Here is a 13315-nt window from a genome sequence, read left to right as displayed (position 1 = left end):
CTCACATCTCCCAGAGCGTCACCGACCAGGCGGCGGTCGGGCTGTTGTTGAGGACGACGACGTGATCGCCCGTGCGGACGTCGCCGCTCTCGATGAGCCGTTGCAGGTTGAGTACGACATCCATGGCGCCGAGGTGGCCGTACGCGGCCAGGTGCGTGCGGCAGACCGGGTGGATCGGCACACCGAGCAGCGTCTCGTAGAACACGAAGGCGCTGGCTGTCACGTTCTGCATCAACGTCGCGGCCACCTGGTCGCGCCGCAGTCCCGCCTCCGCGAGCACGGCGTCCAGCATGCGGCTCAGGCGCAGCCGGCTGTGCAGCGCCAACTCCATCCGGTACCGGTCCGGCTGGCGGCACTCCTCGCGCCACTCGTACCAGGGCGACTGCTTGTAGTCGATCACGAAGAGGTCGTGGAAGGCACCGTCGGTCTCCATCCGGTGCCCGCGCAGCGCCGGCCGTCCACCGCGGACCATCGTCATGGCGTACGCGCCGTCGCCGATCACGGTCACCGGGAACCGGACCCGGTCCACGCCGGCCGGCCGGCTGGCGTGGGTCACCATGACGCTGTCCCGGCCCGGATCGGACAGCAGCAGTTCACGGGCGAGCGCCCAGCCCGCACTGGAGCCGGTGCAGCCCAGGCCGTCGATCGAGAAGGCGAACGTCGACGGGAGCCGCGCGTCGGCCTGGATTCGGCTCGCGTCCGAACCGATCAGCACGTCCGGTGCCCGGGAGCCGACCACCAGCAGCACGTCCGGCTCGGCTGGCCGGGCCTGGCGCAGCCCGTGAACGGCCCGTGCCGCCAACTCGGCGGCGGGCGCGTCGACGAACTCGCCGACGGTGTCGATGCCGGACTGCCGGACGAACTCCGCCGCCTCCGGGGTCAGCAGCTCGAACTCGGGCAGGTCGGTGACCTTGACGGTCCTGTCCGGCAGCAGGCAGTGGATGTCGCCGATTCCGATGTCCGTGCTCATGCCCGCCGTCCCACGGCCTGCGTCGCCAGCAGCACCTGGCACACCTCGGAACTGCCCTCGATGATCTCCATGAGCTTGGCGTCGCGGTAGGCCCGGGCCACCACGTGGCCGTCGCGGGCGCCGGCGGACGCGAGGACCTGGACCGCGACGCTCGCCGCCGCGCTCGCCCGGGTGGAGGCGACGTACTTGGCGAAGACCGCCGACATCACCTGTTCCACCGACCGCTCGTCGCACTGCCTGCTGGCCTCCGCGCAGGCCAGGGCCGCCGTACGCTCGGCGACCCACAGCTCGGCCAGGTGGGCCTGGATCAGCTGCCGTTCGGCCAACGGAGCGTCGCCGACCGTGCGGGTGCGGGCATGGTGGGCGACCGCGTCCAGACAAGCGCGGATCATGCCCAGGCAGCCCCACGCGACCGAGACGCGGCCGTAGGTCAGCGCCGAGGCGGTCAGCAGCGAGATCGGCATGCCGGCTCCCCCGAGCAGGTGCGAGGCCGGTACGCGAACGCGGTCGAAGCGCACGTCGGCGTGGCCGGCGGCTCGGCAGCCGAGCGGCTGGGCGATCCGCGTGAGGTGCACGCCCGGGGCGTCGGTGGGCACCAGCACGAACGCGGCGCCCGACTGGTAGCGGCCGAACACCACGATCCACCGGGCGTAGCAGGCGCCGGTCACCCAGATCTTCGAGCCGTCCACCTCAACGGTGTCGCCGTCGCGGGTGATCGTCGTGGCGATCGCCGAGAGGTCGCTGCCGGCGCCCGGTTCGCTGAACGCCACGCCGGCCGTCGAGCCGGAGGTCAGCGCCGGCAGGAAGGTCTCCTGCTGGGCGGCGGTACCGAAGCGGCCAACGGTGGCGGCGGCGATGCCCTGTGAGGTCATGATGCTGCGCACCGAGCCGCAGACCGCGCCGATGTCGGCGGTCAACGCCCCGTTGTCCAGGCTGGATCGGCCGAGGCCGCCGAAGCGGGTCGGCACCTCCGCGCAGAGGATTCCCGCCTCGCCGAGTTCCCGCACCAGTCCGTCCGGGAGTTCGCCGTCGACGTCCCAGCCGGCGGCGTCGGACAGCGTCAGTCCGGTCAGCACGGCGGGTCGGCTCACGCCGCCTCCCGCAGCCGGTGCACCAGCGCGGTCATCGCGGTCACCGTCCGGAAGTTGTCCAGCCGCAGTTCGTCGCCGGTGATCGAGACACCGAAGCTCTCCTCCAGGAACACCACCAGCTCCAGGGCGAACAGCGACGTCACCGCGCCGGACTCGAACAGGTCCCGGTCCGGGTCCCATTCGAGCCTGGTCCGTTCGTGGAGGAAGTCGAGAATGGTCTTACTGGTCACCGCGGTGCCGTGGGCACCTACCGCCGAGGCGCTCACGCGCCACCTCCCGGGTATCGAAGGGTCGATGGATCAGTACGTATAGAAGCCACGGCCCGTCTTACGGCCGAAGTCACCTCGAGCGACCATCTCGACGAGCAGGTCACAGGGCTCGTAGCCGGCATCACCGGTGCGCTCGTGCAACACCCGGAGGCTGTCGACGACGTTGTCGAGCCCGATGAGGTCGCCGGTGGCCAGCGGGCCGGTCGAGTGCCCGAGGCAGCCCTGGAACAGCCGGTCGACGGTCTCGGCGGTGGCAGTCCCGTCCGCCACGATCCGGGCCGACTCGTTGATCATCCGCTGGAGGACGCGGTTGATGACGAAGCCGGGCCCGTCGTTGACCACGAGCACCTCACCGCCCAGGGCCTCGAGCAGCTCGGTGAGCCGTCCGAGCGCCTCGTCACCGGTGCGCGGCCCACGGATCACCTCGATGGTCCGGATCATGTACGGCGGGTTCATGAAGTGCGCTCCGACGACGCGCTCGGCGTTCTTGACGGAGTTGGCCAGCTCGTCGATCGGGATGGCGGAGGTGTTGGAGACGATCAGCGCCGTCGGGCGTGCCACGGTGGACAGCTCGCTCAGCAGCGCCGCCTTCGCCTCCGCCACCTCGACGATGGCCTCGATGATCACATCCGCGTCCGCCGCGTCGCCGAGTGACGTGCCGACGTGCAGCGACGCCGGCTCCACATCGCGGGGCAGCTTGCCGAACAGCTGCGCCGCCCGGCGCTGCGTCGCCACGGCCGCGGCGGCCCGCTGCGCCGCCCCGGCGTCCACGTCGATCAGGGTCACCGGAATGCCGTGGCTGACCGCCAGCGTGGTGATGCCGGTGCCCATCACCCCCGCACCGATGACTGCCAGCCTGCCGTCCCACTGCATATCGGTCACCTTTCTCCGGAATTCACGGCTGCACGGTCGCTCGCCGGCGCCAGCATGGGCGCGAGGAGGCGGCCGAACGACGCGTCCGTGGCGGCCAGGTGGTCCAGGGACCGCCGGAGCCCGTCGCCCGTGGGGCCGACGTCCAGCCCGGCGCTGCTCAGCCACCGCCGCCACCCGGCCGCGTCGATGCGGCCGCCGCCGTAGTCGTGGCCGCTCTGCTCGAAGAGGGTCATGCTGGCGAGGATCTCGTCACCGGTTGCCCGGGCACGGGACAACACCCGTTGCTGCCACACGTCGGGCGGCAACCCTTCGGTCGTCAGGCCCGCCTCGCCGAGCAGTGCGAAGAGGCGACGTACGCTGACCGGCTCGGCGCCGACCAGGTTGTACGCGCGGCCGGCCGACGCCGGGCTCAGGCCCAGCTCCACGATCGCCCGCGCCACCACGTCGACCGGTGCCAGCGGGAGCGGGCGGTCGTCGAGCGGATGGGCCCCGATCCCGACGGCGCTGGCCAGCAACTTCCACACCATGTCCTTGGCGTTGCAGCCGCCGGTCTGGGTGGACCCGAGCAGCAGGCCGGGCCGGAAGACCCGCACCCGCATGCCGTCGAGCGCGGCGCGCTCGAGCACCCGCTCCATCACCCACTTGCCGACCCCGTAACCACCCTGCTCGGGGTCCAGCGGCTGGCTCCAGTCCTCGGTGACCTTGCCGTCGTGGGACACCCCGGTGGCCGCCAGCGACGAGACGAACGACAGGTCGGCGATGCCGTGGCGCCGCATCCACCGGACGAGCTCCACCGAGGCCAACACGTTCTCCTCCCGCAGCACGCGGTACGGCTCGGTGAACACGACCCGCGCCGCGCAGTGCACGACGTGCCCGACGCGGGTGCCCAGCCCGTTCGCGTCCAGCGTCCGGCCGATGTCGCGCAGGTCGCCGGTGACGACGTGGACCCGGTCCGGATCGGGCTGCGGCAGGCCGAAGCGCCATGCCGCCTCGCGCAGCCGCGCCCAGGAGTCCGCCTGACCGCCGCGGACCAGGCAGTGGACCGGCCCGTCGGTGGCGCGGAGGAGGAAATGCAGCAGGAACGCACCGACGTAACCGGTCGCACCGGTCAGCAGCACCTCCGTCCCGCACGCCGCGACGGGAGCGAACTCGCCCAGGTCGACGGCGACATCCCGGTCGACGAGGGAGCCGTCGCCGTCGGCCGTCTCCTCGGCTGCGATGCTCGACGAGACCACCTCCGCGAGACGCCGGATGGTGGTCCGGCTGCCTCCCGCGCGGTGCAGGTTGACCAGGACACCCAGGCGTTGCTGGACCTCCAGCGCCATCCGGACCGACAGCAGGGAGTTGCCGCCGAGTTGGCCGAACTCGTCGTCGAAACCGATGTCGTCCGCGCCGAAGAGGTCTGCCCAGATCCCTCGCAGGGCGGCCAGGACCGGGTCGGCCCCGGGCGCCGCGCCGTTCGGCGGCGGCGCGACCGCCGCCGGGGTGCCGTGCTGCGGGGGCGGCAGGCGGTCCAGCGCCCAGTGCCGGGACCGCCGGAACGGGTACGTCGGGAGGGGAACCCGGCGCCCCACGGCCGGCAGGGCGTCGAACCGCACGTCGACGCCGTTGAGCCAGGCGCAGACGAGCGCGGCTTCGAGCGCGTCCGGCGTCGCCGCACCGTTTTCGTCCACGGCGAGCACCGCGTGCGCGGCGTCGCGCCCTACGGGCGGGTCCTCCGCGCCGGCCAGGATCAGGAGGAAGGTGCCGGGTGGCGGGGTGTCGGGCACATCCGGCAGCGACTCGAGACGCCCGCCCGCCACGCTGGTGAGCAGCTCCGCCAAAGGTGCGGCGGGGGCACGGCCGGCGAGCACCAGCCGGCACCGCTGTGGTCGGCGCGTCTGCACCGCCGGCGGCCGAGGCAGCCGCAGGGCGGCGGCGAGGCGGTCGGCCGGCGCGGACACCACCCGCCGCTCGGCGAAGGTCGCACGGCCGACCCGCAGGGTGTGAACCACGTCCGCCAACCGGACGGCGCCCGCCTCCAGGACGGCGGCCAGCCGGCGGGACATCTCGTCCAGCTCCGCTCGGGTACGAGCGGACAGCAGCAGCCGGGCGGGGCCGGGGCTCACCGGCTCGTCCGGTACGCCGGTGGCGGCCGGTGGCGGTCCCACGACGACCGCCGCGTTCACCCCGCCCAGGCCCATCGAGTTGACCAGGACGTGGCACCCGTCCGGCCGGGCCGGGGCTTCGGACAGCTCGGCGGAGATGACGAACGGACTCTCGTCGAGCACGCCGGGGTCACGTGGGTGGTGGAACGTGGGGTGCGGAGCCAACCGCCCGGTGTGCGCGATGTGGACCGCCTTCAGCAGACCCGCGACACCGGCCGCCCAGCCGGCGTGTCCGATGTTCGCCTTGACGGAGCCGAGCCCGCAGTAGTTGGTCGAGTCCGCGCCGCCAGCGGCCCGGACGCCCTCGATGAGGCCGCGTAGCTCGATCCGGTCCCCGAGCGCCGTGCCCGAGCCGTGCGCCTCGACGTAGTCGAGATCGCCGCCGCGGACCCCGGCGGTCCGCAGCGCGGTGGCGACGACGTCGGCCACGCCGGCCGGGCTGGGGGCGGTGAAACCGGGGCGGGCGTCCCCGTCGTTGCCGACCGCGCTGCCGCGTACCACGGCGAGGACGTGGTCACCGTCGCGTAGCGCGTCCTCCAGCCGGCGCAGCACCACGACACCGGTCCCGGCACCCGCGCCGGTGCCGGTCGATCTCGCGTCGAAGGGGCGGCACACGCCGTCGTGCGACATGATCCCGCCGGCCACGTACCGGTAGCCGAGCAGCGGCTCCGCCGACGAGGTGCCGCCGGCGAGAGCGATGTCGCACTCGCCGGACAACAGGCTCAGCACCGCGTAGTGCACCGCGGTCAGGGACGACGAGCACGCGGTCGACACGGTGATCGACGGGCCGCGGAGGCCGAGCTTGTACGCCACCCGCGAGGCGACGTAGTCGACCGCGGAGCCGAGGTTGAAGTCCATGTCCTCGATCGCGGCCCGGCCGCCGCGCTGGATCATGGATGCCTGCAGCAGTGACGAGTACGGGCTCACTCCGCCGCCGACGAAGACACCGACCAGTGGGCCGTGCGGGTCCGGCGGGTGCGCCGCCGACTCCAGCGCCTCCCAGCACACCTCGAGCAGCAGGCGATGGGCCGGGTCGATCAGCTCCGCCTGGGCCGGGGCGTACCCGAAGAACTCGGCGGCGAACATGTCGACGCCGGGGACCCTTGCGGCGACCCGCACCAGACCGGCGTCGTCGCCCGGGTGGGTGCCGGCGCCCAGCAGGTCGCGGTCACCGGGCAGTTCCCGCGTCGAGACGACGCCAGCGTCCAGGTTCGCCCAGAACTCGTCGACGTTCGTGGCGTCCGGGAACCGGCACGCCGCGCCGATGACGGCGATGTCCGTACTGGCGCTCATCGCTGGTCGCTGCCCTGCTGCGGCACCGTACCGCTCCGCTGCCCCCGGTCGAGCAGCCGGCCGCGCTGCGCGGTACGCGACCGGACGTCCACGGTCGCGGCGCCGAACAGGTACTCGGCCTGCGAGCGGACGGTGCTGTGGTGGAACAGGTCCTCCACCGGGATGGGTCGGGCGGCCAGCCGCTCGAGTTGCTCGTGCACGGCGAGCACGAGAATGGACTGACCGCCGGCCTCGAAGAAGTTCGTGTCGGGGGCGACGCTGTCCACGTCGAGCACGGCACACCAGACGCCGGTGACCGCCTCGATCGCCGCACGTTCGTCCATCACTGCAACGCCTCCAGCGTCGATCCGTCGAATGAGTGGGCAAGGTCCGCCGCGGCGGCGACCACCGAGGCCAGCAGGCTCTCCACGGTGTCCCGGTCGAACCGGGCGCACGCGTAGGCCAACCGCACCGACACCTGGCCGCCGCGCTCGGCGAAGGTGAACTCCAGCTCGTACTTCACCCGCGGGGACGGCACGTCGAGCTCTCCCCGGAACGGATCGTCGAGGTGCTCGTCCACCGTGCCCGGGGCAGCCAACAGAACCGGCGTGAGCCGGGGCCGGCTCAGGTCCCGCTCGGGGGCCAGCGCCGCGGCGACGGTCTCGAACGGCACGTGCGTCGCCTGGTAGCTGGCCAGGCACTCGGTGCGAACCTGTTCGAGCAGCTGCCGCCAGGTCCCGGCCCGGCCCACGTCGACGCCGAGCACACCCGTGTTGACCAGCATCGCCACCGCTGCGGCGTGTTGAGCGCCGTCGCGACCGGCCCACGGGTAGGCGAAGAGGAACCGGCGCTGGTCGCTCCGACGGGCGAGGGCGACGGCGACGAGCGCCGCGGCGGCCATGGGCAGCGTGCAACCGGAGGCCGCGAGCGCCTCCTTCAGCGCACGCGAGGTCTCCACCGGGACCGTCACGGCGCAGACGGCACCCTCGGTGCGCTGGAGGCCCGCCCGGGGGCGGTCGTGGGGCAACGCGATGTCGGTCGGCATCCCGGCCAGCCGGTCGACGACCTGCGCCAGGTCGGCGGCCCGCTGGTGCGGGGTACGGGCCGCCCAGTCGTCCACCAGCTCCGCCGGGTGTACCGCGGGCCGGAGTCGCGGTGCGACGCCGGCGCGCTCCGCCCGGTAGCACTCGGAGATCTCGCGTAGCAGGACACCGTGCGACCAGCCGTCGGCGGCGATGTGGTGCAGGGTCAACACCAACAGCGGTGGGCCGCCTCCCGCCGTGACGATCACGGCTCGGGCGGGCGGACCGCCGCGTAGGTCGACGGGGGACCAGCACTGTTCGGTGAGGAAACGCTGGCGGTCGCCGGCGTTCCAGCCGGCCCCGTCCAGCACCGTGCAGGTCGCCGCGGCCGCGTCGGTGTGGTACACGACCCGGCGCGAGCCCGGATCGAGCGTGAAGCGCGAGCGCAGCGCGGGATGGCGGGCGAGAACCGTGTCCACCGCCAGCCGCAACGCCGCGACGTCGACGTCGTCGCGCAGTTCCAGCACGCTCGGCGCCAGGTAGGCCGGTCGGAGCGTGGGGATCCGGTCGAGCAGGTAGAAGGCCTCCTGCACCGGCGTGGCCGGGTGCGCCGCGTCGGACGCCGCCAGGGCGGGGACGGCCCGAGCCCCGTCGTACGCCCGGGCCCGCGCCAATCCGGCGACGGTGGGATCGGCGAGGAACTGGCGCAGGGAGACGTCGACGCGGCTGAGCATCTGGACCGCGAGCAGGGAGTGGCCGCCCAGCCCGAAGAAGTCGGAGTCGGGGCCGAGCTGTGCGCGCGCCGCCGACGACAGTCCGAGGGTCTCGCTGAACCGGTCCGCCGCCCACGCCTGCGCGGGTGACAGCGGGCGTGTCGGACGCCCCGCGAGCGACCCGCCCGGCCCGGCCCGGAGCGCCCCGAAGTCCACCTTGCCGTTGGCGGTCAACGGCAGGGACTCGACCGCCCGGACCTCGACCGGCAGCGCTGCTGGTGGAAGCCACTGCGCCAGCGGCCGGACCACGGCCTCACGGGTCGGGGCGGCGCCGGCGGCGAGGACCACGTACGCGGTCAGCCGCGCCGGCTGCCCGGCCGCCTCGACGGCGGCGGCCACGATCTGCGGGTGCTGCTCCAGCCGCCGGCGGACCTCGCCGAGCTCGATCCGGTTGCCCAGCACCTTGACCTGATCGTCGACTCGCCCGTGGAAGGCGAGTTGCCCGTCGGCGCGGACGGAGACCAGATCGCCGGTGCGGTACATCCGCCCGCCCGGCACGACCGGGTCGGGTGGGAACGCCGCCTCCGTCTCCGCCGGCCGGCCGAGGTACCCGAGGGCCACACCGGGCCCGGCCAGGCGCAGTTCGCCGACCGCGCCGCGGGGTAGCTCCTCGCCGGCCGGCCCGGTCACGTACGCCCGGGTGTTGGCGATCGGACGACCGATCGCCGGCTCGTCACCGTCGTCCGGATCGACCGGGGCGCAGGTGGCGTTGCACGACGCCTCCGTCGGCCCGTACACGTTGCGCACCTCGACCGCGGGCCAGCGCCGCGCGATCCGGGTGACCAGCGACCGGGTCAGCACCTCGCCGCCGAGGTACAGCAGGCGCAGCGCGGGCGGCGGCGGGGGACCGGTGGCATCATCCGCCGCGTCGAGCACCGCGGTCAGCAGGCTGGGCGTCATGGCGGCGACCGTGCAGCCCGAGATCAGGCGCAGCAGCGCCCGACCGTCCCGGCGCTCCAGGTCGTCGGCGAAGACGAGTTCCGCGCCGGCGGTCAGGCACCGGAACGTCTCGAACGAGCATGGGTCGAACGCGCTGCCGACCGCGCACAGCACCCGGTCGGTGGGGCGGAGGTCCGCGTCCCGCGCCCACCAGAGGGCTGAGTTGGCCAGTCCCCGGTGCGGCACCAGGACGCCCTTGGGGGTGCCGGTGGTGCCGGAGGTGTAGAACAGCACCGCCGGCTGGTCGGCCTCGACCGCGGCGGCCGGGCTGGGCTTCGCGCCGGAGGAATCGTCCTCGGCGGGGCCGTCCAGCCGCACCACCGTCAGCGGCAGGTCGACCTCGCTCAGCACGGCGGCGCCCTCGGCGTCGGCGACCACGACCCGTGCCCCGGCGTCGGCGAGGATCGCGCGGAGGCGTCGCGGCGGTGTCTCCAGGCCCAGGGCCACGTACGCGGCGCCGGAACGGAGCACCCCCAGCCAACCGGCGACGAGGCCACCGCCGCGGGCGGCGAGGACCGGCACCGGTGAGCCGGGGTCGGCCGGGGCGAGGCGGCGCGCGACGGTCCACGCCCAGCGGTCCAGGGCGCCGCGGGACAGGGTCGTCGCGCCCGCCGTGACCGCGGGCGCCGCGGGCGCCTCGGCGAGTCGGGCCGCCACCGGCTCCAGCAGCGCGGGCACGTCGACCGGATCCGACCGGCCGACCAGGACGTTCGGCACCGTTTCCGCCGCACCGCAAGCGGTCAGCGGCAGCGCGGCCAGCTGCGCGGCCGGGTCGCGCACCGCGGCCTCGAGCAGGGTCAGGAAACCTTCGACGAAGGCGGCGACCAGGGACGACGGGTATCGCTCGAGATCGAATTCCACCGAGCCGGCCAGCTCTCCGTCGACCTCTTCCGTGATCATCATCAGGTCGAAGCGGGCGGTGCCGGCGGGCAGCAGCCGCGGCCGGTGCCAGGGGGTCGAGGCGGGGTCGGCCGCCGGCATGTTCTGCATAGTGAACCCGACGGTGACCAGCGGCGCCCGCCCGGTGCCGCGGATCGTCGCGACCTGGGCCGCCAGGTGGTGCAGCGGGATGCTCTGGGCGCTGAGCGCCCGGTAGACCTCCACCCGGCTCTGTCGGCACAGCTGCTCGAAGGAGAGCGCCGCCTGAGGCTGGCAGCGCAGCGGAACGGTGTTGGCGAAGAAGCCGACGACACCCTCGTACGCCGAGTGCACGCGGTTCGCCATGATCGACCCGACCAGGAAGTCGGCCGAGCCGGACCAGCGGCGGAGCACCTCCTGGTAGGCCGCGAACAGCACCACGAACGGCGTGGCCCGAAGCCGGGTGGCGAGCCGGGTCAGGGCCGTCCACAACGGTGCCGGGACCACGAACCGGTGCTCGCCGCCGGGCCGGGCCCCGTCGGGGACGTCCCCGCCGGGCCGGACACCGGCCAGGCGCAGCTCGGCGTCCGCCCCGGCCAGCTGCGCCGCCCGTTCGGCGATCCCCCGCAGGGCCACTCCGCTCTCGCGCTCCCAATGGGCGAAATCGGGGTACTGCAGCGGCGCGTCGGCGAGCGCTGGCTCCCGCCCGGCCACCGCATCGCCGTACGCGGCGGTCAGGTCGTCGAAGAGCGGAGCGAGCGACCACCCGTCCACCGCGATGTGGTGGAAGGTCAACAGCACCGTGTCGCCCTCGGGCGCCCGCCACAGCACGCACCGCACCGGCTGGTCGACGGTGAGGTCGAAGGGAATCCGGGCGCTGGTGGCGACCTCCGCTGCGGTGGGCGGCGCCGAGGCGGCGAGCACGGTCACCTCGACCGGGCGGGGAGGCGTCACCACCTGCGTCGGCGCGCCCTCGACGACCCGGTAGACGGTACGCAGCGCCTCGTGCCGGGCCACGACCGCGCCGAGCGCGGCAGCCAGCGCCGACACGTCGGCGCGGCCCCGCCACGGCAGCAGCAGCGGCACGTTGTAGCTGGAGCCGCCGGGCGTCTCGGCGACATCGACGAACCACAGCCGTTCCTGGGCGAAGGACAGCGGCGCGGTGGTCGCCTGCCGTCGCCGCGGCGGGCGCGGGTCGGGCATCACCGCCGCCCCTTTCATGCCGGCCCGCCCAGCCGCGCGGCCAGGCCGGCGACGTCATCGGCCAGTAGGACGTCCATCGGCTCGCAGGGGAGCGCGACCGTCTCCCGGATGCGCACCGACACCTGCACCGCGAGGATCGAGTTGCCGCCCAGGCCGATGAAGTCGCTGTCGGCGGTGACGGTGTCGACGCCCAGCACGTCCCGCCAGATCGCGGTGATCCGGTCGGTCAGGGAGGTGTCGGCGTCGTCCGTCCCGCCCGCCGGCCGGGCCGGCCCGTCCAGTTCGCCCAGCAACGCCGCACGGTCGACCTTGCCCGTGGGCCCAAGCGGCAGCGCGTCGCGGACCTGCCAGCGGTGCGGGACCATGTAACCGGGAAGTCGAGGGGCGAGGGCCGCGCGCAGGTCCTCGACGGAGGGGACGCGCCCCGGCGCGGGCAGCACGAACGCGGCCAGGTACGCCGCCGGCCCCTCGCCGATCTTCTCCACCACGGCCACGTCGACGAGACCGGTGGCGACCAACGCCCCCTCGATCTCCGGCAACTCGATGCGGAATCCGCGGATCTTGACCTGCCGGTCGTGCCGGCCCAGCACCTCGACCGCGCCGCACTCGAGCTGCCGGGCCCGGTCGCCGGTCCGGTAGCGCCGCCCCAGGCCGTCCGAGGCGGTGACGAACCGGGCGGCGGTCAACTCCGGCTGATCGAGGTAGCCCAGCGCCACCCCGGGGCCCCCGATGACCAGTTCGCCCTCCGTCCCCGGCGGCACGGGGCGCAGGTCGTCGTCGACGACCTGGATCCACGTCTCCTGGATCGGTCTGCCGATCGGAACCCGGGTGCGGCCGGCGAGGGTCGCCGGGGTGCACTCGTAGAAGGTGGCGAACGTCGTCGTCTCGGTCGGGCCGTACACGTTGACCAGCCGGGACGGCGGCGTGCCCGCCAGCACCCGGCGGACCAGTGCCAGCTCGAGCTGCTCGCCACCGACGAGCAGGGTGTGCAGCGACCGCAGGGCCTCCGCGCGTTCCCGGGCGATCATGTGGAACAGGGAGGTGGTCAGGAACATCGTGGTGACGCCGTGGGCCGTCAGGCTGTCGAGCCAGGAGTCGAGCCCGGCCTCCACCGGATCGGCCAGCACGGCGACCGTCGCGCCGGCCGCCAGCGTGCTCCAGATCTCGAAGGTGGTCGCGTCGAAGCCGGGATTGGCCAGGCTGGCGACCACGTCGCCGGGCCCGAGCGGGCAGTAGGCGGTTCCGGTCACCAGACGCCGCACCGCACGGTGCGGGACCACCACCCCCTTGGGCCGCCCGGTGGTGCCGGAGGTGAAGTACACGCACAGGGGCTGCTGCGCGACGGCGGGTTCGTCCGGCGCCGTTCCCCGCGCGGCGGCGCAGTCGGCCAGCACGACGGGCTCCGGGCCGTCCGGAGCGGGCGCCGCGGGCGTGGGGACGATCACCTGTGCCGCGCCCGCCACCCGGGTGGCGTCGGTCCAGCGCGCCACCGGGCCGGCCGGATCCAGCGGCAGGTAGGACGCTCCCGTCCGGACGATCCCCAGGACGGCGACGACGAGATCCAGGCCGCGCGGCAGCGCGACCGCGACGACGCTGCGGGCGTCGACGCCACGCCGGGTCAGTGCCAGCGCCACCGCGCCGGAGGCCTCCCACAGCTGCGCGTAGCTGAGTCGCCGCCCGGTGGTCGTTTCGTGCACCGCGATGGCGTCGGGCGTGTCGCGGACCCACTGTCGCACCAGCCGGTGCACACCCTCGTCACCCGGTACGCCGTGCTGACCGGCCGGCCCGGCGGCCCCGCGGCGTGCCGGCCCGGCGCCCTGGACGTGCGCGTCCAGATCGAACCGTTCCATCGACAACCCCCGTTCCCCTGAGTATCCCAGCGAGTGCCCCGAAACGAT

8 protein-coding genes are annotated in these 13315 nt (G+C 74.0%); all 8 read right to left on the bottom strand.

From position 1 onward, the window contains the following. Nucleotide 1: 1 nt before the first annotated feature. The 8 genes from EV376_RS22545 to EV376_RS22515 are packed head-to-tail and all read right to left on the bottom strand — an operon-like array spanning nucleotide 2 to nucleotide 13267. Complete coding sequence (locus EV376_RS22545) at nucleotides 2–970, bottom strand: 3-oxoacyl-[acyl-carrier-protein] synthase III C-terminal domain-containing protein (RefSeq protein ID WP_130326294.1); 969 nt, start codon at nucleotides 968–970, stop codon at nucleotides 2–4. Further along, nucleotides 967–2061, bottom strand: a complete 1095-nt coding sequence (locus EV376_RS22540) for an acyl-CoA dehydrogenase family protein (RefSeq protein WP_207228303.1) — start codon at nucleotides 2059–2061, stop codon at nucleotides 967–969. Before EV376_RS22540 ends, EV376_RS22545 begins: the two co-directional genes overlap by 4 nt. Then, complete coding sequence (locus tag EV376_RS30525) at nucleotides 2058–2327, bottom strand: acyl carrier protein (RefSeq protein ID WP_207228301.1); 270 nt, start codon at nucleotides 2325–2327, stop codon at nucleotides 2058–2060. The genes EV376_RS22540 and EV376_RS30525 overlap by 4 nt, the downstream gene beginning before the upstream one ends. A gap of 33 nt (nucleotides 2328–2360) precedes the next feature. Further along, entirely contained in the window at nucleotides 2361–3203 is an 843-nt protein-coding gene (locus EV376_RS22535) for a 3-hydroxyacyl-CoA dehydrogenase family protein (protein WP_130326290.1), read from the bottom strand. A 5-nt stretch (nucleotides 3204–3208) separates the two neighbouring features. Beyond that, nucleotides 3209–6643, bottom strand: coding sequence for a beta-ketoacyl synthase N-terminal-like domain-containing protein (locus EV376_RS22530; RefSeq protein WP_130326288.1), 3435 nt, complete (start codon nucleotides 6641–6643; stop codon nucleotides 3209–3211). After that, nucleotides 6640–6966 (bottom strand): phosphopantetheine-binding protein, encoded by a 327-nt coding sequence (locus EV376_RS22525; protein WP_130326286.1) that lies wholly within the window; start codon nucleotides 6964–6966, stop codon nucleotides 6640–6642. Before EV376_RS22525 ends, EV376_RS22530 begins: the two co-directional genes overlap by 4 nt. Continuing rightward, nucleotides 6966–11417, bottom strand: coding sequence for a non-ribosomal peptide synthetase (locus EV376_RS22520; RefSeq protein WP_165438056.1), 4452 nt, complete (start codon nucleotides 11415–11417; stop codon nucleotides 6966–6968). Before EV376_RS22520 ends, EV376_RS22525 begins: the two co-directional genes overlap by 1 nt. A gap of 14 nt (nucleotides 11418–11431) precedes the next feature. Next, a complete protein-coding gene (locus tag EV376_RS22515; RefSeq protein WP_130326282.1) occupies nucleotides 11432–13267 on the bottom strand; it encodes a non-ribosomal peptide synthetase in 1836 nt (611 codons plus the stop codon). Nucleotides 13268–13315: the final 48 nt, after the last annotated feature.

Source organism: Micromonospora sp. CNZ295 (genome assembly GCF_004217535.1).
Note: the sequence above shows the minus strand (reverse complement) of the source record. Positions and strands in the feature narration are given on the sequence as shown.

What these genes read in the sequence shown, in the direction of transcription:
- EV376_RS22515 (WP_130326282.1), bottom strand. Translation starts at nt 13,267, where the DNA reads ATGGAACGGTTCGATCTGGACGCGCACGTCCAGGGCGCCGGGCCGGCA.
- EV376_RS22525 (WP_130326286.1), bottom strand. Translation starts at nt 6,966, where the DNA reads ATGGACGAACGTGCGGCGATCGAGGCGGTCACCGGCGTCTGGTGTGCC.
- EV376_RS22530 (WP_130326288.1), bottom strand. Translation starts at nt 6,643, where the DNA reads ATGAGCGCCAGTACGGACATCGCCGTCATCGGCGCGGCGTGCCGGTTC.
- EV376_RS22545 (WP_130326294.1), bottom strand. Translation starts at nt 970, where the DNA reads ATGAGCACGGACATCGGAATCGGCGACATCCACTGCCTGCTGCCGGAC.
- EV376_RS22520 (WP_165438056.1), bottom strand. Translation starts at nt 11,417, where the DNA reads ATGCCCGACCCGCGCCCGCCGCGGCGACGGCAGGCGACCACCGCGCCG.
- EV376_RS22535 (WP_130326290.1), bottom strand. Translation starts at nt 3,203, where the DNA reads ATGCAGTGGGACGGCAGGCTGGCAGTCATCGGTGCGGGGGTGATGGGC.